This window comes from Mucilaginibacter sp. P2_A5, assembly GCF_056404995.1.
The window spans coordinates 14357-38119 of record NZ_JBFUCY010000048.1; the positions used below are offsets into that span (position 1 = coordinate 14357).

A 23763-nucleotide genomic window follows, 5' to 3' on the forward strand; every position below is an offset into this window, starting at 1 on the left:
TGACCTATGTAACAACAAAGAGAATCCTAATTGGCTGTTATAACGTAGCCAGAAGAGGAGGTGCTAAAAAATAAATCCGGATAAAATTTAATTAACTATTATTTTCTTTCAGTTTTTGTTGGCGAATTGAACTGAGATAGGTTGAGGGAAGTGTGTTATACTCGTCCTTGAATAGTTTCGTAAAATATTTAGGCGTGTTAAAGCCAACTTCATAACAAATCTGGCTGATTGTCATTTGACTGTTCTCCAGCAAATACATCGCTTTTTTCAATCTTATTGATCGAACAAATTCAATAGGCGTCTTACCTGTAAGTGTCAAAACTTTTTTATAAAGCGATACCCGGCTCATGTTCATCTGCCGGCTTATTTCTTCTATTGAAAGATTATAGTTTAAAATATTCTGCTCGACATATTCAACTATATTTCTTAAAAATTTCTCATCTTCAGATTGAATGACAACTTCTTGCAATTGCAAATCAATTTGTTTTTTATAAGTACGTTTAAAGTTATCCCGCAGGATTAGCAAATTTTTAATTTTTGAAAGCAATATTTCGAAATTAAATGGTTTGGTCATGTAATCATTAGCGCCAATTTCCAGGCCCTTCAATTGCTCTTCTTCGCCTGTTAATGCAGTTAACAAAATAATGGGAACGTGTGAGGTGCGTTTGTCCTTCTTTAGCTTTTTGCACAAATCAATTCCCGTCATCTCGGGCATGCTGATATCACTTACAATAATATCCGGATGCTGAGATAGGGCCTTTTGCCAACCTTCTCTTCCGTTTGAAGCCTCGATTAAAAAAAATACGTCCTTTAAATTGTCTTTCAGGTAAAAGCGAAAATCGTCGTTATCCTCAACCAAAAGAACTACCGGCTTTTTATTTGATCGCGGCTGTTTAACGACAGATTTATCTTCTTTATGGGTAATCTCGTTTACGATGTCGTTATCCATGTCATCGTCTGATGGCAGGTCTTTATCCCGAYCGTTATAGATAACAAACGGTAGTTTAACGGTAAAACAACTGCCGTGATCAGGCTCACTCTCAACTGTTATTTCGCCTCCGTGCATCTTCACAAACTCATGCGTAATTGCAAGGCCGATGCCGCTGCCCTGGTTAATCATCGACTCCGGAATATCGTGYTGAAAAAAACGTTCGAAAATTTTACTTTGTTTTTCATGCGGAATACCAATACCGGTATCAATCACCTTAATTTCAAGCGGGGCRTTGCCGGTTTCGCTATCTACATTAAGCAACAGGCTTACCTGGCCGCCGGGCAGTGTAAATTTAAAAGCATTTGATAGCAGGTTAAACAATATCCTTTCTATCTTATCATGGTCAAAATCAGTGAACAGCGAATCAACCGAGGTATCAAAAATAAAATTAATCTCTTTTTGTTCAGCTATATCAGTAAATGAAAGGTATATCTCGTTGATGAACTTCACCATATCCCCTGGCTTGCTATGTAGTTTCAACTCCTGAACTTCCATCTTCCTGAAATCAAGCAATTGGTTTACCATGTTCAACAATCGCCKGGCGTTTTTTCCKATCATGCCCAGCTGTTGTTTCTGTTCCTGATCAGCACGGGTAAGCATTTTTTCGACCGGCGCCATGATCAGCGAAATCGGTGTTCGGAACTCGTGRCTTACGTTGGTCAAAAATTTAGTTTTCAGTTGATCAAGATCTTGCATTCGCTTAATCTCCTGCCGCTCCTGTTCAATTATCAATTTTGCTTCCTGTTTTTCTTTCTCTGCTATAAATTTTTCTTTCTCTGCTAGGAACTGTTTTCTTATTTTTTGTATTCCGCGCCGGCGTATAAAAAACAGGGTCCCGGCTATCAGCAACAGGTAAATAATATAAGCTAAAGTAGATTTCCAGAACGGGGGCAATACCTTAATTTTTAATTTTATATAGCTGGGTTTCCATTTTCCCTCCCGGCCAATGGCCCTTACCTTAAAAGTATAATCGCCCCCATCAAGGTTGGTGTAGGTAGCTTTCCGGGTAGCATTATTTGCTGTAAGCCACCCTTTATCAAAACCTTCCATCATATACTGATGCGTTATTTTATTGGGGTTAAAGAAATTTATAGCAGCAAATTCAATGGCGAACACATTTTCGCTATGGTTCAGCGTTATCTCCTGTGTGGCCGAAATTGCTTTAGATAATACAACATGGCCGTCAACTTCTTCATTGGCTGCTATACTTTTGTTGAATAGCTGAAAATCGGTAAAAATTAATTCAGGCTCATCGGTATTCGGATGTATACTCAATGGATCGAAAATATTAAAGCCGTGAGAGCCGCCAAATACCAATTCCCCTTTATTAGTTTTTAAGGCTGTAGATACGTTGAACTCTCTGCCCTGCAGGCCATCGGTTTCATCAAAGCTTTCAAATTGAAACTTATATGTGCCGTTGCCAGGTGTCAATGTTATCCGGCCCAGCCCGTTTGATGTACTTAACCACATGGCCCCGCCCTTATCCTCTAATACCCTCGAAACCTGGTTGTCGGGCAACCCGTCCTTTTTAGTCAGCGAGATAAAACGGTTTGTTTCGGGGTTCAGTATGCTTAGTCCATCCCTTGTCGCTATCCACATCAGGCCGCGGCTGTCCTGCGTGATATTATGGATGTCATCATGGATCAAACTGTTAGGGTCGTTTTTCTTTTTATTATAATGTATAACGCCACGCCCATTTTTTAATATTTTATCTACCCCAAAGTATCCTCCAACCCAGAGATTACCTTTGGTGTCCTCAAAGAGTGCGGATATATAAGGCGACCTGATATCCGTTTGCTTAAAGGGAGACAAAAATATTTGTTTGTCCCTGTCAAATATTTGCAAACCTGCCGCAAAAGTGCCTATCCATAACCGGTTCGATGAATCTTCCAGGATATTCCATACCCGGTCGTCAGCAATGCTCGTGGGCACCTTGTCATCATGCTTATAATGAATAAATTTTCTCCCGTCAAAATGATCCAGCCCACCAAAATACGTACCTATCCATAGTTGCTGATCATGGTCGATATATAAGCTTACAATAATATCACTGCTGAGGCTGTTCGGGTTTCTCCGATCGTGTTTATACTGGGTAAACCTGCCTGTTTTGCGATCAAAGTAAATTAAACCGCCACCATTGGTCCCAATCCATAGGTTGCCCTTTTTATCTTCTGCAAATTTATTAATATCTTCAAAACTAAGACTCCGGGGATCTGAGGCAAAGTGTTTGTAGAGCGGGAACCTGATAATATTTTTATGATAATAGCTTACCCCCTCTCTAAGCGTACCGGCCCACATAATGCCAGTGTTGTCTTTGTAAAGCGATACAGTGTTCTGTCCCAATGATTTCGGATCATCTTCCCTATTTAATAAATAAGTAATTTTCCCACTTTTTTTATCCAATAAGTTTACGCCGCCATGATCAGTGGAGATCCACATAAGGCCGTCGTCGGCCTGAATAATACTAATGATGATGTTGGATGTAAGCGGTGTCTCTGACGATTCTTTGGTGATGTACCGAAACCGGCCCGTACGGCGGCTGTAATAATAAACGCCGGAATCCATATTGGGGTTAAACATCCAGAGATCGCCTTCCCTATCGATAGTTACCGAATAGTTCCTGCCCTTATTATTAGCTGCTTTTTTAAAAATATCGGTATGGTACGTAATTGCATTTCGTTTTACATCAAATAGCTCTACCACGCCATCGTTATAAGCAAGCCATAAATTCCCGCTTGCATCCTGCTCCATGTCTGTAACAGAATTTGAATATAATGATGGGTTGGAATTACGGTGATGATAATAACGCGTGGAAGTTTTTTTCAGCTCATTATACCTGTAAAGGCCGGAATCGGGACGCAAAAACCAGAAGTCGCCTTTGCCGTTGTGAAGTATCTTGGAAACTAACGGATACTCGGAAAGTTTGAAAGAATAGTCCACTGACGATACATCATTGTTAAACTGCTCCGTTTCTGGGTCATAAAAGGAATATCCGTTTGGGGTTGCTACCCATAATTTTTTGTCGGGCCCTTCAAAAATATTAGTTATGTAATCCTCCTTTATGGTGTTTTTATTATTTACGTCATGCTTAAATACTTTAAAAGTATAACCGTCGTAACGGTTAAGTCCCGACGCTGTACCGAACCACATGAAGCCCTTGGGATCTTTAAATATGCAATTAACTTGGTTGTGAGACAGTCCGTTGCCCGTATTGAGCCGTGAAAATTGGTATTGGCTGTTTTGCGCAAAATTATTCGTGTAAGCAAAAACCAATGCTGAAACGACAATATAAAGTTTTACACGCATTAAAATTTAGTTGAGATCTTCGAAATCAGGAATCTGGCCCTTGGCAAGCCAGTACACTACCGTAGCATAAAAGTAAGATAAATTCGCAATTAACGAGATAAAATTGTCGATTCCTTCATTTGATCAGCGGAAAATAAATAACCTACCTCTGAAGCAAACGAGTTGCCGATGCTATGGTACGGGCCATGCCCGAACTTACCCTGAAATAAAGCTTGTTACAGGTTGTCGTTAGGAGGCTATCCGGATCATCTGATACCATCATTCTTGAAAATCTAAAACATCGAACCGCTAAAGTGAGTAGTAGCTTCCAGTCTATATATCTGACAAACAAGAAATTAAGAGGCAAAAAAAGGGGGCAAAAGACTTCTGAAAATCTCTTGCCCCGTGAAGGGTAAATGATGGGGCTCGAACCCACGACCCTCGGTACCACAAACCGATGCTCTAACCAACTGAGCTACATCTACCGTTTGGAGAGTGCAAAAATAGAAATCTCCGGGCTATTTGCAAACTCTTTTTAAAATTACATTCAGCTTACCTCATTTATTTAGAACGATTTTAATTAATGGCTAAATTTGTAACTATGGCTGAGCAATTAATTGAACTGAACGTGACCGGGATGCACTGTAACAATTGCGCCATGTCTGTCCATAAACTCCTCGAAAAAAAAGGGTTACATAATATACTGGTTGACTTTGCCGGCGAGGAAGTAAAATTCTCTACCGACGACGACTCTAAACTTCCTGATGTAATAAAAGGCATAGAAAATTTAGGGTTTAAAGTAATTGATGATATAAATCAGCATTCGCCGGCATTTTATGAGTTGGTGGAGAACAAATTTATCTTTTGCGCTGTGTTTACAGCACCACTTTTACTCCATATGCTATTGCCCTGGCATTTTTTACATCAACCCATAACGCAGTTACTTTTTTGCCTCCCTGTTTTTATAATAGGCTGCCTGCATTTCGGGAAAAGCGGCTGGAACTCGGTTAAGGCGGGCGTACCTAATATGGATGTGCTGATTTTTATTGGTTCCACATCTGCATTCATTTATAGCCTTGTAGGTACTATTCAGGCTTTAGGCGGGCAATACCAGTTTTATGAAACCAGCGCTACCATTATCACATTAGTACTTTTGGGCAACGTGTTTGAAAAACGCTCGGTTACACAAACTACATCGGCAGTAAAAGACCTTATCAAATTTCAAAAGGTTAATGCCAACCGGATTGTTAATGAAAGTATTGAAGTCATCAGCGCGAATGAAGTTCGCCCCGGTGATACATTGGTGGTTAACCAGGGTGATAAGATTCCGGTTGATGGCGAAATCCTTTCTGGCAGCGCATCGGTTGACGAGGCCATGCTCACAGGCGAAAGCATGCCGGTTGAAAAAGAAAAGTACGATAAGGTTATCGGCGGTACTATCGTCATAAACGGTAACTTTCATATGCTGGCTACCAAAGTAGGCTCAAATACTATCCTGTCGCAGATTATCGACCTGATGAAAAAAGCACAGGCCGCAAAACCACCGGTGCAGAAACTGGGTGATAAGGTAGCCTCTATATTTGTCCCGGTAGTAATATTGATAGCTCTTGCCACCTTCATCCTCACCTATTTTGCAGGTGAGGCAGGTATGCAAAAATCGCTTATGAACGCTATTGCGGTGCTTGTGATATCCTGCCCCTGCGCCATGGGCCTGGCTACCCCAACTGCCGTGATGGTTGGTTTGGGCCGCGCTGCCAAAAGCGGCATACTGATAAAGGGCGGGGATACCATTGAAGCCGTTGCCCGCACTAAATATGTGGTGTTTGATAAAACCGGAACACTTACCACCGGCAAGTTTAGTATTAATGAGATTAAAACCGAGCCGGGTACCGATATAGAACTCATAAGGGGTATTATTACCGCTATTGAAGAACGTTCAAACCACCCTATTGCCAAATCGTTGGTTGAGGGTTTAAAAAAACTAACTCAGCAAAAAGTGATCCTGAAATCTGTTCAGGAAGAAAAAGGGTTAGGAATGCGTGCCGAAGATGTGCAGGGCAACCACTACTTTTTAGGTACTGCCAAACAAAACACCGAGGATCATTTTAACCTTTCGCTTTATAAAAACCAGCAATTGCTGGCCCAGGTTGCTATGGATGACCAGATTAAGCCCGAGACAGCCATGCTCATAACGAAACTTAAAAAAATGGGGATTGTACCTGTACTTTTAAGCGGAGATAAAAAGAACCGCTGCCTCAAAGTAGCCGGCCAGGTAGGCATCAGCGAAGTACACTCCGAAAAACTGCCTGATGAAAAGCTGAAGGTAATTGACATATACAAACAAAAGGGCAAAACTATAATGATAGGCGATGGCATAAACGACGCCCCTGCCCTCACCCAGGCCGATGTGGGGGTATCTATGAACGATGCCAGCCAGGTAGCCATCCAATCGGCAAGTGTGGTGCTGTTAAATACTGATTTACATTCGGTTATCAAGTTTTTACAGATTAGCAAACACACGCTCCTTACCATTAAGCAGAATCTTTTTTGGGCCTTTGCCTATAACATAATTGCTATTCCGGTAGCGGCCTTCGGTTTTTTAAACCCAATGGTTGGCGCTTTTGCCATGGCTTTTTCTGATGTGGTGGTAATTGGCAACTCGTTGAGGTTGAAAGTGAAGAAGGTTGATTAGCCCCCCTGAAGGGGGAGTTTCCTGATTAGTATAAACCAGATATTTTTTGCTCCCCCTTCAGGGGGTTGGGGGGCTTTACTATATTTGCACAATGATCGAGATTTTTACAGACGGTGCATCAAGTGGTAACCCGGGACCGGGTGGGTATGGAGTGATATTGCGCTCGGGGCAACATTATAAGGAATTATCCGAAGGGTTCCGTAAAACCACCAATAACCGGATGGAACTGATGGCCGTTATTAAAGGTTTGGAAGCGCTAAAGACGCCTAATCAGCAGGTTATGATCTTCTCCGACTCCAAATATGTGATCGATTCTATCGAAAAACGCTGGGTAAACGGCTGGGTTTCCAAAGGCTTTGCCGGTAAAAAAAACAAGGACCTCTGGATGCGCTACCTCGAGGTTAGCAAACTTCACCAGGTAAAATTCACCTGGGTACGGGGCCATAACGGGCATCCCGAAAATGAACGTTGCGACCAACTGGCCGTCGCCGCCGGGAAACGTGCCCCACTGCTTATCGACTCTGTTTTTGAGGTGGAAAATGCAAAGGCAGGATTGATTTAATAATATCTACCTGTTTAAGTCTTACTACTTGATACTAAATACTTGCTACTGAATTCAGCGTCCCGCGAGTTCTATTACCTGCAAATCCTGGATTTTATCTCCATCGATATTAAAACGCATCAGGGTGCGTACTTTGTGCCAGCCTTGTTTGCCTGCCGCGCCGGGGTTAAGGTGCAACAGGTGTAGCTTTTTGTCGGGTATCACTTTTAAAATGTGCGAATGGCCGGTGATGAATAGTTTGGGAGGGTTAGTGTAAATGCCCGCCTTGATATGCTGGCTATACCTGCCCGGGTAACCGCCAATGTGAGTCATCCATACATCCACCCCCTCGCAGTTAAAACGCAGGTGTTCGGGGTAAACTATTCTTACATCTTTGCCATCTATATTACCATAAACGCCTTTTAAGGGTTTAAAAGCTGCCAGCTGACCGGCAAGCTCCATAGTACCAAAATCACCGGCGTGCCAAATCTCGTCGCAGTTTTCAAAGTGTTTAAAAACGGCTTCGTCGAGGTAGCTGTGGGTGTCGGATATCAGGCCAATGCGGGTCATGGGGTAAAGATAGATGCAAGAGTCAAGAATCAAGAGGTAAGACAAAAATTAATTCGTGCGGGCCGCAATTTCCGCTACTCCAACTAAGCGGATGCGCCGACTAACTACCTGTAGAAAAAGCAATTAAATTAACCATTGAGATAATTTTAAACATTCCCGTTCCGGCGAAACTATTGGATATTAAATACACGTAGAAGTATATAACCAACACATTGTTTATGAAATTTCTAAACCATAAAACCTTCATCGGCTTACTTTTAATGATAACTGTAAGTGCCTGCAGGCTGGAGCCCGAAGTGGCGCCGGATAGCACCAATACAACCGATCCTCCTGTTACTATTACTGCCGAATATTACATCAAAGGCACATTAAACAGCAAAGCAATAGCGTGGCAGGTAACAGATGGCCTTACCGGCTGGAATACCGGTACAGCCGGCGCGACATCAAACGATCAGGGTAACATTACCGGCAGCCTTACCGGTTACATAGGCGATGCAAAAACCTACAAACCACAAATTGGGGTAGAGTTTCGTACTTATCAATTTATTTTTGGCAACGATAAGCCCACTTATTTCAATAGTTTTATCAAAACAGGAACCTGGCAGCTGGCAACCGTACAAAACACCGCCCTCGACAAGCAATTTATAGTTATTAACTACACTGATGCAAGCGGTAAAGATTATACCAGCATAGGCAGCCAGACCGGCAACAGCGTTTCTATTGTAACTGTAACCCAGATACCCGCCCAGATAGGAAACCACGAAGGGCTTAAAATTAAGCTTACGTTTGGCTGTACCCTTTACCCGGTTGATGGCACCGGCACTTCGATAACTTTAAAAGATGCCGAAGCCACCATTTGGCTGGAAGACCTTTTGTAGTATATGCAGGTTATCCATTGCGCTGCTCCCGCGGGCTTTCAGCCCGTGGGCCGCATGGTTTCAGCTTTCGGCTGAATTGAAGCCACAGGCTTCCACCAGTATTCCCGCGGAGTATATTTAAAATATGGTCAGGAAATTCTTTAATACCGATTGATATGATGCGCTATAAACTTTCGGCCCATCGTATATTACTAACCGGTCTTCGCTAAGTTCAGCTGCCTGCAACCCAAAAACCAATACTTCGCGGTGGGCCGCATCTGATTCAAAAGAATGTATGTGGATTGTTTTTTGCAGATAAAGCCCATGTTGCGTAGCCAGTTCTTTTACCAATGCGCCGGTATCGGGCGGTAACACCAGCCAGCAAAGTCCATTATCGGCAAGGTGCTCCGCGACAGATTGGATCAACCCCTCAAAAAAACCTTCGCCTGCGTGTTTAGCCTGGTTCTTTTTGGCGCCAGGCGATAACAGGGAATTGATGTAAAATGGCGGATTGGAAACAATCAGGTCATATTTGCTACCGGGATTGCCCTCAAAAAATTCTTTAAACCCTGAAGCATAAACCATGAGCCTATTCGCGAACGGGGAGCGTTTGAAATTGCCGTCAGCTGTCTCCGCAGCACTTTCATCAACCTCCACGGCATCAATTTGCGCGTTGGCAAAACGTTGCCCAAGCATCAGTGCTATAACGCCGGTTCCGGTACCAATATCCAATATGGACTTAGGGTGATCGCCCGTTGCTAATGCGCCAAGCAAAACACCATCGGTATTAATCTTCATGGCGCAGCCGCTTTGGTCGACACTGAATTGTTTGAAGTGGAACATTCGTGCTAATTTATAATATAAACCTGGATATCCTCCCCCACTGTCATGCTGGGTTGTAAAATTTCGCGAAACTCTGAAGGAGGGATAACACGTCGGCGAAAGACTTACGAAGTTTTCAAAACTTCGTAAGTCTGGGATTTTCCAACATGTCATGGGTAGGAACGAAGCATCTATTCGCGAACTTTTCTATCGGTCATGCACAGCTGACAGATCCTTCCTTCGTCAGGATGACAGGAGAATCGGGTAGGCACAAAAGATCCATTCACGAACTTTGCAAGTGTAAGATACATGGTGGCAAATAGATCCTTCACTACGTTCAGGATGACAGGAAATTGTCTATTAAAATAACTAAATCACCGAGCAAATCAACTCCGCCAAACTATTAACCTCCACAAAGTCATCGTCACCAATGGCCTGCATATTCATATGCGAATCTGAACTGATGAGTTTTTTTATCAGGCCGCTATTCTTTAATTTTTCTATGCCATTGTTGATGAACAGGCCGTGGGTTGTTATTACGTAAATATCGCCTGCACCGGCATTTTTGTAGGTTTGAGCGGCGTTGATGATGCTGCCTCCGGAACGGATCATATCATCATAAATGATTACCGTTTTGCCGGCAACATCGGCATTAATGGCGCTTACTTCGGTATGGTCGCCTTTTAATCTTCTTTTAAGGATAAAGGCAGCGTTTACGCCCATGTCGTTAGCTAACGACTCTACCCATTTGGCGCGGCCGGCATCGGTGCTGGCCATTACAAAATTGTCGCCGCCGTATTTGAGGGCGGCTTTTATCACCAGGTCTTTACAATACACGTGAACCGGGTACAGGTCGTGCTCAAAATAGTATTGGATCCCTTCGGAATGCAGATCGAACAAAACCACTTTATTGCCCCGGTTTGATTTTGGGATAGCCGATATCAACCGTGCGCGGGTTTTGGCGGTCACAATTTCGCCGCTTAGCACCGCACGTTCCATGGTTGAGTAGCCAAAATATGGTATTACCAGCGTTAACGAATTGGCCCCGTAGCTTACCAGCGATGATGCCAGGTCGTAAAGTTCCAGCGTGGCCTCGTCGGTTACCGTGCCGCCAATCAATATGATATCGCGGTTTTCAATTGACGACAGGATGCGTTGATAGCGTTCGCCATCGGTAAAGGTACTTACCTCAATTTGTCCTTTTTCAAACGTTCCGCAGGCCATTACTTTTTGGGCCAGGTATTCATAATCTTTTATCGCGAACAGTAACTTTTTCATGTTAATATCAGTTGGCATCTACATTTGCCTTTACCTGCTCAAAACTAATAGTATTTATCAATTCCCCGTTCTCAAAAACGGTTTGCAACAGGTTTTCTGCTCCGGGCAGATCGTCTTCATTAACAGTTTTAAATATGCCGTCAATTTTCACCAGCTTTAGCCTGCCGCCTTTGCTCTTTTTAAAGCTCGTGGTAATATTGCCATGCTCATCCATTTCGGTGGGGCTTTTCTCCACGCTGACTTCCCGGCCGTTTACAATAGCGCTGCTGCATTTCAGGGCGAATTTTTGAGTATCGCGGTCAACCTTTTGCAGCAAGGCGCCGCCCATGCCCAGTACCAGGTTTTCGGCGCTGATGCCGTTTTCTTTTAAAGCTTTATAAATATTACCTATTTCGGTATAGTTTACGCCGTCGCCCTGTATCACCCTGAGTTGTGGCGGTAAAACCTTGTAGCCTTTGGCATTGGTGGTAAAGCCAAATTTATCAAACAGGATACCGAAAATCTCTAACAAAGTCCTGACCGGGTCGCCACTATCCGGGCGGATAACCAGGGTGCCGTTACGGTTTAATATCTCGTCGCGTAGCTCCGTTCCCCAATATTCGCTACAGGCCTTAAAAATATCGTAGCTGTCAGATACGCAGGCAATGGTACCTGTGGGGAAAGTTCGCAATACATGTCTGAAAACCTCCAGCTCCCCTTCCCTGCCCAGCAAGGTACATATGCTATGTTCGGTAGCGGGAATGCTGAGGCCGTAAACTTTTTGGGCATCATAATAATTAATAGCCATTGCAGAACCGGCCAGGTTATCGCTGCCACTAAAATTAAGCAAATGGGCAGCTCCGCCAATCTTTGCACTCTCAACACTGCTTACGCCGCGGAAACCAAAATCGTTCAGCACAAAGCCTATACCGGCCTCTGCACCGGGTGTGGCGGTTTGCTCATAATACTGGGCGACTACCTTTTTTATCTGGTTGCTTAAGGTAGCTACGGTACAGGGGTACCAAACCTGCATTAGCAGGGTTTCTAAAAAATTGCTGAGCCAGTAACATTCGGGGTCGGTATTTTCAATGGTCATCAGTACGTTGCCCGTTGGTACGGCGGTACCTTCGGCTACGGCCTTTATGCTTACGGGCAATTTGCCGTCGTATTTATCCAATATGTACTGGAACTTGCTTTTATCAAACACATCATCGCGGCCAAAAACCTGTTTTAAAAAGCCATCGGCTTCGTCCAGGTCCTGTTGGGTAAATGCAGGGCCTTGCAGATATTCCTTCAAAAAATATTGCAGACCAAAAAAGATGGTTTCATCAAACATCCCTCCCCGGCTTTCCAGGTAGCTGTGTATTTTTGTGGTACCTGGATAGTATAATTTATGGTGGGCGTACTTATAGGCATCGGCCAGCAGTACTAAGTTTTCACGTTTCATGGTGTTAGTTTTTAAGATATTTAGCAACGATAAGCTTTAACATTTTAACATGCTCATCGTTAATCAGGTCGTCGGTTATCATTGGTGCCAGGTTTTCAATTTTAAACCAGGTCACATCTACAATATCGTCGTTAGCCACCGGCTCCCCCGCAACGTGGTCGCAACTGAACAACAAGGTAATAATTTTATCGGCTTCGTTGCGGTAGCGCCAGTCGTTTACACGGTGACTGGTTTCGTAAGTCATGTTGCTTACTTCAACGTTTCCGCACTCTTCGGTGAGTTCGCGTTTGGCTGCGGCTTCGTAACTTTCATCCTCCGGATCGGCAAAACCGCCTATAAAGCGCCATTTGGTGCTGTTGGCTTTTTTGCCTAACAGCAGTTCGGTTTTATTGTTCCTGAACATGGCCACATCAACTGTTGGGTATACTTTGGTGTATTGGTTATAGTAAGCGTACAGGATACCCGCGCGAAAATCGTTGGAGTCGAAAACTTTATCGGCGTATTGTTTGCGCAGTTCGGTAGCATTGTAATCACCGTGAGCAGGCAACTCCACCGTTTCAAAATGCCCCTGGTAGTAAGGGATAAAGCTATCCCGGCTGCCAAACAATGTGAAAATACCGTTGTGGAACACACTTTTGAGCAAACCATCCAGGTTATCCGACCATACCTTGTCGCTCGGATGATCGCTCACCGGCAAAACAATCACATCCGGGTACTCCCTTTTAATCATTTTTTCGCGGGTATGGTAATCATACGGGTTTTTGCGGCTGCCCATTATAGGGCTTACGCCTAACAGGATAATCAGCTTGGCATGATCCTTACTTACGGTATCAATCAAATTTTTATGCCCATCGTGCAGGTAGGGCGTTTGGAAACGGGCAATAACTACGGCTATCTTCATCTTATTTGCGTTAATTATACGCAAATATAAATATGCGTTTTAATTACGCAAATTATTTTTGAATATTTTTTTCGGAGTGTTATGCAATTTAACTCATATAACACTGTTAATGAACTTGTTTAATCAACAAACATCTGCAAAAAAGGGATAACATATAAAGCCCCATGGATTTGGCACAGGCGTAAAATTGGCTGTTACTAATGGTGCTTTAACCTCCGCAGAAAAAAGCGTTGTTAACACCATATGGTTAGCCTGCTCTGCATGCATTATATTGAAACTTTAGCTATACAACCGCTATAAAACACATTTTGGGTCGGTCATCAGTGCCTGGCCTGCACCCCTTGCATTTTTTTATTAACAATGCCTTAAATGTGTTAACAAATTATTTATGCTAAATATTTTGAATTAAAAATTTTTAATGCATGTTTACACTGTAAAACCAATTGTGAGCATGCCGAAAACAATTCGGCGTTAATCGGGTTAACTTAAATTAAACAAAAAGAACTTATCATGGCAACAGAAAAAGGAAGCGGTATTACCGCGTATTCAGTGAAAACCAAAACTAAAAATGTACCAATGGTTGATCCGGTGATCGACATTAAATCTGGAAGGTACATTGCTACCGGTACAGATGGTGCAGGTAACAAAATGGCTGCTATTATGGGCAAAGCCACTGCCGAAGAGCATATTGCCAATGGTAACGCTAAAAAAGGTACTGGCTGGGCTTAATATTTTTTATTAACCGCAAAAGCCCTGGTTAAGCTAAGCTTAGCCAGGGCTTTTGTATTTGTAGCCTCCGTTAAACGGCGACGCCCTATCCGGGAAAGAGCAAACTCCCCGTCATTTTATCCTTCAGGATCATCCTTGTTAATACTTGTAATTACAGCCAACAGGCATAGCGCGTAAGTAAAACTACGTACGCACAAATGGGTGAAAACACCTATTTCACCGTTTTTATTTTTGCTTTAATTTTATCGCACCTGATTATTTAAAGCATTTTAGCTATGGCTGTACGTATTCTTTGTATTAAAACCGATGTAACGCCACATGATAACCCGTATGTGGCAATAGATTCGTTGGAGTGGATTAACGAGCGAATAAATGTTAAGGGGATAACCGAACGCGCTAAACTTTACGACTGGATAAAGAACGAGGATGGCGAAGCCTACATTATTGACGAACGCGGCAACAAAACCTGCCTGATACCGGCACTTTGCCCCAAAGGCAATAAATATGTAAAAACCGTTTGGGACGAATCTGAAACAGATATTTTACTGGGCCTGCCCGAATCGGCATGATTTTGCTACCATTTACAAAACGGCGTTACCGATAAATTCGAGTTGTAGTACCTGGCATCGCCGCTAACCTCGGTGGTAACCCATGGCGGCAGTATAAACTTTTCGCCTTCGCTTTCCAATTCAATTTCGGCAACCAGTAGGCCTTTGTTATCACCCAAAAACTCGTCTACTTCCCACTCCTTGCCTGCAACATCAATGCGGTACCTGCGTTTTTGCAATTCGGATATTGCAAAATTATCCAGCAGCTCTTCACCATCCACGGCCGGGATGGCATACTCGTACTCTAACCGGCTTAAGCCTTTTGTGCCACCTTTTATGGTAATAAAGCCTTCATCGGGCGTTACACGTACCCTGATGGTTTTACCCGGCTCGCTTAATATATAACCTTGCCTAAAGTACGTACCTATCGGCTTTGGCATTTGTTGCCATTGATCGCGATCAACCAAAAATTTGCGCTCTATTTCAACTCCCATGATTTCTTGTTTTATTATTTAACTGCTGAGCCGCCGGTTTAGTTTTAAAATTACAGGCCAGGCAATAGTATAAAAGCCAGGCAAATATTATTTTATTAAATCAATAACCTATATTTAAAACTAAAATCCTTTACCTGATGATAACAAAAACCAAGCTGCCGGTATTACTGCTAACACTTTTAATATTCATTAACCTTGCCTGTAAGCACCCTCCTGTTGTTAAACACGACGGCGAAAAAGACCTGATATCATTTAAACCGGTATGGGGAATAGCTTATTCAGAAATTTCGCGACTTACGGCTGACGGGCTTTCTTTCAATAAAGAGGGTTACCAGCTGGAACCTCAATGGCGCATAAACTTTATATCTAACGATTCGGCAAGCATTTATAGCCCAGCCAAGGGCAAATTCATCAATTTCCCCCTCACCCGCGGCTACGATTCTATTTTTAATACCGCGCGCACGTGGCTTAAAATAAAAGCCATGAACAGAGACAGCCTTAAGCTGGAGATTGTTAACAGCGATGGCGATACTGTTGATACCCGTGGTGCCAAAGTTTATATGACCTTATATGCAGATGATTACATCAAAAACACGCTGCATACCGATATCACAACCCTAAAAAGGGCCGGCGTTAAAGATTCTTTATTCATTAAAGCCTTGTGCGATGCCTCAAATAAAGATTTTACCAAAGCGTTTGCAGCCAGGCAACCCGCTACACTGAACAGCAACAGCCCATTCGTAAAAGTAGAAAAAAGGGCCGCAGCGGGCGACCTGCTAAATCACTTCGACACCTCGAACGATTATATGTACCCCACATTTGATATAGCTATCAGCAATGCTTACGCCAATTTTCTTTATTCATTCAGCGTGTACATTGATATCAATGGCCAGATGCATTACAACAAGCCAATCATAGGTTTTTTTGACAAATCGATTAAAGATGATTACATCCGTCGTTCTACTGCTATCATGAACAGCTATTTAAAATACTACCTTAAAGTCACCCCCGGCAAAACACTGAATATCCCCCACGCCAGCGAGATTAATTTCCACGTGCGGGGAAAAACAGGAATATAATGGATTACAAATCTTCACTCCTAAAGACCGACCGTCTGATAGTCCTAAAGTCGCAAAATCCTTTAGCTCCCTTAGCTGTTTATTGAATTATATATAGCTTTAAGCCGCATGCTATCTATAACCTTGCCTAAAGTAAGTACCTATTGGCTTTGGCATTTGTTGCTATTGATCGCGATCAACCAAAAATTTGCGCTCTATTTTAACTCCCATGGTTTCTTGTTTTATTATTTAACTACTCAGCCACCGGTTGGTTTTAAAATTACAGGCCGGGAAATACTATAAAAGCCACGCAAATATTATTTTATTAAATCAATAACCTATATTTAAAACCAAAATCCTTTACCTGATGATAACCAAAACAAAGCTGCCTGCATTACTGCTAACACTTTTAATATTCATTAACCTTGCCTGTAAACAGCCTCCTGTTGTTAAACACAACGGCGAAAAAGATCTTATCTCCTTTAAACCGGTATGGGGCATTGCTTATTCAGAAATTTCCAGGCGGACCGCCGACGGACTTTCATTTACCGAGTATGGCTACCAGATGGAGCCTCAATGGCGCATAAACTTTGTATCCAACGATTCGGCAAGCATCTATAGTCCAATTAAGGGAAAATTCATCAACTTTCCGTTAACACGTGGCTACGATTCCATTTTTAATACCGCGCGTACCTGGCTAAAAGTAAAAGCAATGAACCGCGATAGCTTGAAACTTGAAATGATTGACTCCTATGGCGATACCGTTGATACCCGCGGGACAAAATTGTATATGACCTTTTGTGCTGATGAGTATATCAAGAACACCCTGCACACAGATACCGCGATATTAAAAAGACCAAACCACAAAGATTCGCTCTTCATCAAAAGGCTATCTGATGCCGCTAATAAAGATTATACCGAATCATTTGCAGCCCGGCAGCCCGCCACTTTAACAAGCACAAGCCACATGGTGAAAGTAAAAAAATGGATTGCCGAAGGTGACCTGCTTAATCATTTTGATACGTCTAGTGATTATATGAACCCAACCTTTGATATCGCGATAAGTAAAGCTTATGCTGATTTTTACTATTCATTCAGCGTGTATGTTGATTCGGATGGGCAAATGCATTATAATGAGCCGCTCATCCCCTTTCTTGGCCAATCCTTAAAAGACAACTACATACGTCAATCTACCGCCGTCATGAACAGCTATTTAAAACATTACCTGAAAGTTACACCAGGCAAAACATTGAACATGACGCATGCCAGCTCAATTAACATTCATGTGCAGGGAATAACAGGAATTTAATTAGTTTATTGGGTCACTGGTTCATTAGTTCATTGGTAAAAGTTCGGATAAGCGCTAAAATCCTTTGTCCAAAAGTCTTTCGTCGGGAGTGGCAAACCTCCAAAATAAAAGTCCATTTTAGCTGTTTATTGAATTATATATATCTTTAGGGCGTATGCTATCTATCAATATAAAAACAATAAAACAGGCTGGTTTTATACTGCTTACTATCGTTTCCATTATACAAACAGGGTGCAGCGGCGGCCCGGGCAATAAAAAAAAAGAACTAATAAATTTTAAGCCTTATAACGGCATCAACTATTCTGAGGTAAAACGCAGGCAAAAAAACGGGCTGTCGTTCAACGAATATGGCTACCAGCTGGAGCCGCAATGGAAGCTTAAATTTGTATCTGATGATTCGGTAAGCATTTACAGCCCTACAAAAAGCGCGTTCATCAACTTTCCGCTTACCCGCGGGTACGACTCTATTTTTAACGCAGCGCGCTCCTGGTTAAAGGTTCAAAAAATAAGTAAGGACAGTATTATCCTCGAGATCATCAAACAAAAAGGCGATTCGCTTGATATTAAGGGTACCAAAGTATACATGCTGTTTTATGCTGATAACTATGTAAAAAACGTTTTGCATACCGATACATCCACACTAAGGCACCCCAGCCGGCAGGATAGCTTGTTTATCCGCTCATTGGCGGCAAAAGCCAACATGGATTATAAAAAACAATTTTCGGCAAGGCAGCCCGCCGAAATTACCAGCAAAAGCGCACAGATAACAGTTAGCCGCCGCACTACAAAACCCTCCATCGAAAACAACTTCGACCCATCCGACGATTACCTCGACCCTACTTACGATATCGTGATCAACAAAGCGTACAAAGATTTTTATTATTCATTCACCATGTATATTGATGATAAGGGCAGCATGCATTACGGCAAGCCCCTTATCGACCTTGGCGTTAGCGGGCCCGAATTTGAGCAGGCCTATAACAGAACGGCCAACGCTATTATGGACAGCTATTTTAAGTTATACCTGGATGTAAAACCAGGCTCCACGCTGGGTATTATACATTCCAGCATGGTATCTGTACATGTTGAAGGTAAGGTGGCGCCGGCAAAATAGCCTGGATTAAGAAACAACGGGAGGATAAATAATATCGAATAATGAATGTTGAATATCGAACACCGAAATTCGTCTTTCATTATTCGATATTGGATAGTTGGTGTTCGGTATTTAAATCAATCTCCATTTTTTAACCCGATGACATTGACGGCCTTCAGCTACAGCCATTTTGCTTTACAAAAAGTAACAATCATGTTATTTTACATGCTATGTTATCAAATGCCTTTACCTTTCGCCGTATAAAACACTGCAGCGCATTTTTGAGCGTTCATTGTAAAACACAGTTCAAACCCTGCCCGTTTGTAAAAAAATGTTAAATGCTGTATGCGCCCCGTATGCAACAACCCTAAATGTTTATATTAGCCCCGTTAGCCGCTTTATATTATATTAATGATATCAAGAAAATTTTTACTCGTAGCATCGCTGTTCTTATCTTTTAGCTTAGCCGCAATAGCCCAGCAGGATAGCATCCCTATTAATACCATTATTGAAAAATCCGCTAAGTATGCCACGGCTTTTCCGATAGAAAAAGTTTACCTGCACCTGGATAAACCTTATTACGCCGCCGGCGATACCATATGGCTTAAAGCTTATGTAACGGTAGAAAAGCACCAGCCATCGGCCTTAAGCGGCATTGTTTACGTGGATTTGCTGAACAGCCAGGATTCGGTAATTGCAGGCCTGAGGCTACCCTTAAAAAACGGTTTTGCCAACGGCAACATTACGCTGGATGGCGAAACTATAAAACAAGGCTCCTATCGCATTAGGGCGTATACCAACTGGATGCGTAATTTTGATTCCGATTATTTTTACGACCGTACCATCAACATTGGCAACGCCATTGATAATAAGGTAAATACTTTCATCAGCTATAAAAGCTCGGGCAAAAAGGGCGGCATGATCAGGTTAAATGCCAACATTGTTTATAAAGACCCCTCAAGCGCGCCTTATGCCGATAAAAAAGTAAACTGGCAGCTGGTGCGCAACGGCGATGCTATAGCCAAGGGCAGGGGAACTACCGATGCCAATGGTAACTTATTGGTTGAATTACCCGAAAATGACGCCCCAACGCTTACATCGGGATCATTGGTGACCGCTATTGACATGGGCGACCGCAACTTTGTAACCAATACATTCCCGCTTACAGGATCAATAACCAATTTTGATGTACAGTTTTTTCCCGAAAGCGGCCAGCTAACCAATGGTGTGCGCACCAAGGTAGCGTTTAAAGCCATTAACGCCAAGGGTTTGGGCGCCGATATTAAAGGCACAATAACCGACGACGCCGGAACCGAGGTAGCCACTTTTACATCGGCCCACCTGGGTATGGGTGTATTTGGCATAACGCCCGAAAGCGGTAAAACATACACGGCCAATGTAACCTACCCCAACGGCTCTTCGGCTACCTACAAGCTGCCACGGGTGCAAAGCATGGGCATAGGCCTCACGGTTAATAACAGCGACCCCGACAACCTTACCATCAAAATTGCCGCCAACGATGTGTTTTTACAACGCAAACAAAACAAAAGCTTTTACCTGGTAGCACAAAGCGGCGGTGTGATATATTACGCGGCATCTACAGTGCTCAAAGATCAAAGCTACTCGGCTGCTATTCCAAAATCAAAATTCCCTACCGGTATTTTGCAAATCACCTTGTTTTCGTCGGGCGGCTATGCATTATGCCAGCGTGTGGTTTTTATTCAGCATAATGATCAGCTGAGCCTTAATTTAAAAACCGATAAACCATCATACACGGTACGCCAAAACGTAAAAATGTCGGTAACTGCGCTTAACAAAACAGCGCCCGTTGTGGGTAGTTTTTCGGTAGCGGTTTTAGACGATGCCACCATCCCATCCGATGAAAATAACGAGCAAACCATTTTAAGCTACATCCTGCTTACATCCGACCTGAAAGGGTATATAGAAAAGCCCAACTATTACTTTAATAAACCCAACCAGGAAAAACTGGATAACCTGGATATCCTAATGCTTACGCAAGGCTATAGCCGCTTTAATTATGAGGATATACTGGCCGATAAAAACCCACCTATATACACCGCGCCTGAACAAGGAATAGAGGTATCGGGGATATTGCGTACCAATACCGGGCTACCCGTAAGCAAGGGCAGCGTCCGCCTCACTGTGCCCGATAATAATTTCTCGGCCGAAACCCTCACTGATATGGCCGGCAATTTCAAGTTTTCGGACGTAATGGTAAAAGATACCTCAAAAATTACCTTGAGCGCCCGTAACAACCCTAACGGTAAAAACATGGTTATAAACGTTAACGGCGAGCTTTACCAGAAGATAAACAAAAATCCTAACGTAGCCGATGAAATTGTGAATATCGACAGCGTTATTCGCCCATACCTGGAAAACAGCCATAAACAATACCAAAGCTCAAGAGTGCTCAAAGAAGTATTAATTAAGGCCAAAAGCGTTGTTAAAAAAGCCAGCCACAACGATTATGGCACATTTTCAGGCCTAAGCCCGCAGGCCGATCATGAAATAAAGCCGGAGCAACTGAAAGGCTGCCCTATTTTGATCAATTGCTTGAGTACCATGGCGCTTGGTTTAACCTATGCCGATAATAACTTTTATGTAACCCGCGATTACAACCAGGGAAAAAAAACCACACCTGTACAAATTTATATTAACAGCGCCCAGGTTGATGTTGTCAATCTCGGTTCGATGAGCGGGGACGATGTAGAATCGGTAGAGATATTTTTGAACGACGGGTTAAGCGGCATAAACCGTGTAAACGGTACAAAAGGGGTTATGATCATCCACAAAAAAGCGATAAAAACACAAAAGATATCACTGTCGCAGTTACTGGCTATGATACCCAAACAAAACGTAATTACGTTTGCCGTGCAGGGTTATAGCAAAGCCAAAGATTTTTACGTACCCAAATACGAGGTTGGCAAAAGCAGCGTAATCGGGCTCGACCTAAGGAACACCATTTACTGGAACCCTAAAGTAATTACCGATAAAAACGGCGTTGCCATCTTCAGTTTTTACAACAGCGACGCGCGCGGCTCATACCGGGCCATTGTTGAAGGCCTTGATGGCGATGGCAATTTAGGCAGGCAGGTAGTGCATTTTAATGTGAGGTAGCGTTTTGTATTGCGGCTACGACTCACCCCGACGATCCGTTAGCTAACGAACGTCTGTCCCTCTCTCCGACTGCGTGGCATAGAGGGGCAAAAAACAAAAAAAAGAATTCAACCCTCTTTGCGGCTTCAGCCGGAGAGGGTCGGCCAGCGCAGCGTAGCCGGGGTGAATCGTGGCCAGCGTTCAAAGCCGATGTTTGTGTAAAACTAAACACCTCATGAGCACTAATAAAACCCGGAGACGCTGAACGAGGATTTGTATGCCGGCGAAAGACTTTCGAAGTTTTAAAAACTTCGAAAGTCTGGATTTCACGATACCACACCCCATAGATAGCAGGCTTGGCAAACCGGGCACCATAATCTTTTATTTCGCATTCCCCACACCTAATCAATCCTCCTTATTCCACAAAAAAGCTTTGTTCTTTGATCCGGAAATAGATAACTTTAATCACACATAAACTTATCATCATGGATCCTAAATTAATCAACTGGGCTGCCGTTGTGGTGGCTGCTCTTTCCTCATTTTTAGTTGGCGGTATCTGGTATTCGCCTGTATTGTTTGCCAAAGCCTGGGTGGCCGATAACAAACTTGATGAGGCCGACTTAAAAGCCGGCAACAAGCTCAAAATATTCGGGATGACCGCCATTTTTTCACTTATTATGGCCGCAAACCTGGCAGCTTTTTTGGCCGATGCAAAAACCGACCTGGCCTGGGGAGCTACTGCAGGCGCCCTTGCCGGCATCTGGACATTTAGCGCCATTGCCACCATGAGCCTTTTCGAACTTAAAAGCTGGCGGCTGATATTTATTAACGGTGGCTACAGTTTAGTATCCCTAACGCTGATGGGCGCTATTTTGGGGGCGTGGAGGTAAGTTGAAAACCCAAAATTCTAAACCCTAAAATCTAAATTCTAAAATCTAATTCAATCTTTAGATTTATAATCCTGGGTTCTAATCTAATCTTCGGATTTGGAATTTAGATTTTAGAATTTAGCGTTTTGGGGTTTAGGCTTGGGGATTTTAGAATTTAACCCTACACCCTATGATGGTCGGCCCTCCAGGTTTGGATGGCTTTTTTGATCTCGTTGGGTTTAAGGTTTTCTGTCAGTGTTTTTTCAACAAGCTGCACCATTTCCTCATCCGGCGCAAAACGCAGGGCTATTATCTGGCCTATGCTAAGTTTTGCGCTTAATGGCTGGCGGGTAAGTACAAAGTAACGCAGGCCTTCTTCGGCGCGTATGGCCCTATCCTGCGCCTTTAATGGGAAGGTGCGCATCATAATAAAAACAAAAAGCAAACAGACAAACAGCAGCAATATCAGCAGCGAGGGCATTAGTCCGCCAGTGCCCCATTGCAGTACCACATTTACAATAGCCGATACAATGCCAACTAAAAGCAAAAGGGTTAATACGTAATGATAGCCTGGCGCAAAGCGCCTGTGATTGGTAAAATTCTGATCGGTCATGGTGGTTATTTTTTTATGGAAAGATAGGTTTTTTAGTATCAAGTAGCTAGTATCAAGTAGCAAGACTGCTGCTATTTTAGTATCAAGTAGCTAGTATCAAGTAGCAAGACTGCTGCCTGTTTAGTAGCAAGTAGCGAGACAACGGCATTATATCCATCAGCAGGAATGGCTTATCACCCAACAATAAAAATCTTGATACTTGATACTGACTACTTGATACTAATCCTGGCGTTGCCTGCGGCCGGGCTCTATGCTCATACTACACAGGCCTTATCCACATTGGCCGGTATCCGCGCCGATCCCTAACGCATTTTGTCTGAACTCGGATTAAGCAGATTTATCAGATTTTTGGATTTTATTTAACATAATGCACCTCACACCTCACACCTCACACCTCACACCTCACACCTCACACCTCACACCTCACACCTCACACCTCACACCTCACACCTCACACCTCACACCTCACACCTCACACCTCACACCTCACACCTCACACCTCACACCTCACAMCTCACAACTCACAACTCACAACTCACAACTCACAACTCACAACTCACAMCTCACAAC

At 43.1% G+C, this 23763-nt stretch carries 18 protein-coding genes and 1 tRNA gene; 10 read left to right on the plus strand and 9 right to left on the minus strand.

Annotated elements, in window-relative coordinates; genetic code table 11:
* Window positions 1–91: 91 nt before the first annotated feature.
* The gene (locus tag AC1DXF_RS27755) at window positions 92–4297 is read right to left on the minus strand and encodes a hybrid sensor histidine kinase/response regulator transcription factor (RefSeq protein ID WP_477451944.1); all 4206 of its coding nucleotides are present in this window, start codon (window positions 4295–4297) and stop codon (window positions 92–94) included.
* Window positions 4298–4687: 390 nt separating this feature from the next.
* Window positions 4688–4761, minus strand: a tRNA-His gene (locus tag AC1DXF_RS27760).
* A gap of 116 nt (window positions 4762–4877) precedes the next feature.
* On the opposite strand from AC1DXF_RS27760, the gene AC1DXF_RS27765 reads away from it, so the two are divergent.
* Window positions 4878–6968, plus strand: coding sequence for a heavy metal translocating P-type ATPase (locus AC1DXF_RS27765; RefSeq protein ID WP_477451945.1), 2091 nt, complete (start codon window positions 4878–4880; stop codon window positions 6966–6968).
* A 91-nt stretch (window positions 6969–7059) separates the two neighbouring features.
* Window positions 7060–7530, plus strand: a complete 471-nt coding sequence (rnhA, locus tag AC1DXF_RS27770) for a ribonuclease HI (RefSeq protein ID WP_477451946.1) — start codon at window positions 7060–7062, stop codon at window positions 7528–7530.
* A gap of 54 nt (window positions 7531–7584) precedes the next feature.
* Here rnhA and AC1DXF_RS27775 read toward each other — a convergent pair whose 3' ends face one another.
* Complete coding sequence (locus AC1DXF_RS27775) at window positions 7585–8079, minus strand: metallophosphoesterase family protein (RefSeq protein ID WP_477451947.1); 495 nt, start codon at window positions 8077–8079, stop codon at window positions 7585–7587.
* 218 nt (window positions 8080–8297) lie between these two features.
* On the opposite strand from AC1DXF_RS27775, the gene AC1DXF_RS27780 reads away from it, so the two are divergent.
* Window positions 8298–8957, plus strand: a complete 660-nt coding sequence (locus AC1DXF_RS27780) for a hypothetical protein (RefSeq protein ID WP_477451948.1) — start codon at window positions 8298–8300, stop codon at window positions 8955–8957.
* Window positions 8958–9074: 117 nt separating this feature from the next.
* Here AC1DXF_RS27780 and AC1DXF_RS27785 read toward each other — a convergent pair whose 3' ends face one another.
* The 4 genes from AC1DXF_RS27785 to AC1DXF_RS27800 form a co-directional block, all read right to left on the minus strand.
* Window positions 9075–9779, minus strand: coding sequence for a tRNA1(Val) (adenine(37)-N6)-methyltransferase (locus tag AC1DXF_RS27785; RefSeq protein ID WP_477451949.1), 705 nt, complete (start codon window positions 9777–9779; stop codon window positions 9075–9077).
* 348 nt (window positions 9780–10127) lie between these two features.
* Window positions 10128–11036: a ribose-phosphate diphosphokinase gene (locus tag AC1DXF_RS27790; RefSeq protein ID WP_477451950.1), complete on the minus strand. Its 909-nt coding sequence runs from the start codon at window positions 11034–11036 to the stop codon at window positions 10128–10130.
* Between the two features lie 7 nt (window positions 11037–11043).
* Window positions 11044–12462, minus strand: a complete 1419-nt coding sequence (locus AC1DXF_RS27795) for a nicotinate phosphoribosyltransferase (protein ID WP_477451951.1) — start codon at window positions 12460–12462, stop codon at window positions 11044–11046.
* A gap of 4 nt (window positions 12463–12466) precedes the next feature.
* Window positions 12467–13363 carry an NUDIX domain-containing protein gene (locus AC1DXF_RS27800; RefSeq protein WP_477451952.1) on the minus strand — a complete coding sequence of 299 codons (897 nt, stop codon included), beginning with the start codon at window positions 13361–13363 and terminating at the stop codon, window positions 12467–12469.
* A gap of 510 nt (window positions 13364–13873) precedes the next feature.
* Between AC1DXF_RS27800 and AC1DXF_RS27805 the strand changes: the two genes are divergently transcribed.
* Both AC1DXF_RS27805 and AC1DXF_RS27810 read left to right on the plus strand, forming a co-directional pair.
* Window positions 13874–14092, plus strand: a complete 219-nt coding sequence (locus AC1DXF_RS27805) for a hypothetical protein (protein ID WP_090649425.1) — start codon at window positions 13874–13876, stop codon at window positions 14090–14092.
* A gap of 275 nt (window positions 14093–14367) precedes the next feature.
* Window positions 14368–14661 (plus strand): hypothetical protein, encoded by a 294-nt coding sequence (locus tag AC1DXF_RS27810; protein ID WP_477451953.1) that lies wholly within the window; start codon window positions 14368–14370, stop codon window positions 14659–14661.
* A gap of 5 nt (window positions 14662–14666) precedes the next feature.
* Here the strand turns inward: AC1DXF_RS27810 and AC1DXF_RS27815 are convergent, their stop codons facing one another.
* Window positions 14667–15134 (minus strand): CYTH domain-containing protein, encoded by a 468-nt coding sequence (locus tag AC1DXF_RS27815; RefSeq protein ID WP_477451954.1) that lies wholly within the window; start codon window positions 15132–15134, stop codon window positions 14667–14669.
* 137 nt (window positions 15135–15271) lie between these two features.
* Here AC1DXF_RS27815 and AC1DXF_RS27820 point away from each other — a divergent pair, with 137 nt between their 5' ends.
* The 5 genes from AC1DXF_RS27820 (at window position 15272) to AC1DXF_RS27840 (ending at window position 22601) form a co-directional block, all read left to right on the plus strand.
* Window positions 15272–16213 (plus strand): hypothetical protein, encoded by a 942-nt coding sequence (locus AC1DXF_RS27820; protein WP_477451955.1) that lies wholly within the window; start codon window positions 15272–15274, stop codon window positions 16211–16213.
* A gap of 346 nt (window positions 16214–16559) precedes the next feature.
* Entirely contained in the window at window positions 16560–17501 is a 942-nt protein-coding gene (locus tag AC1DXF_RS27825; RefSeq protein ID WP_477451956.1) for a hypothetical protein, read from the plus strand.
* Between the two features lie 154 nt (window positions 17502–17655).
* Window positions 17656–18615 (plus strand): hypothetical protein, encoded by a 960-nt coding sequence (locus tag AC1DXF_RS27830; RefSeq protein ID WP_477451957.1) that lies wholly within the window; start codon window positions 17656–17658, stop codon window positions 18613–18615.
* A gap of 390 nt (window positions 18616–19005) precedes the next feature.
* A complete protein-coding gene (locus AC1DXF_RS27835) occupies window positions 19006–21732 on the plus strand; it encodes a carboxypeptidase regulatory-like domain-containing protein (RefSeq protein WP_477451958.1) in 2727 nt (908 codons plus the stop codon).
* A gap of 464 nt (window positions 21733–22196) precedes the next feature.
* On the plus strand, window positions 22197–22601 hold the full coding sequence (locus AC1DXF_RS27840) for a DUF1761 domain-containing protein (protein ID WP_477451959.1): 405 nt from the start codon (window positions 22197–22199) through the stop codon (window positions 22599–22601).
* A 160-nt stretch (window positions 22602–22761) separates the two neighbouring features.
* Here the strand turns inward: AC1DXF_RS27840 and AC1DXF_RS27845 are convergent, their stop codons facing one another.
* The gene (locus AC1DXF_RS27845; protein ID WP_477451960.1) at window positions 22762–23193 is read right to left on the minus strand and encodes a DUF6526 family protein; all 432 of its coding nucleotides are present in this window, start codon (window positions 23191–23193) and stop codon (window positions 22762–22764) included.
* Window positions 23194–23763: the final 570 nt, after the last annotated feature.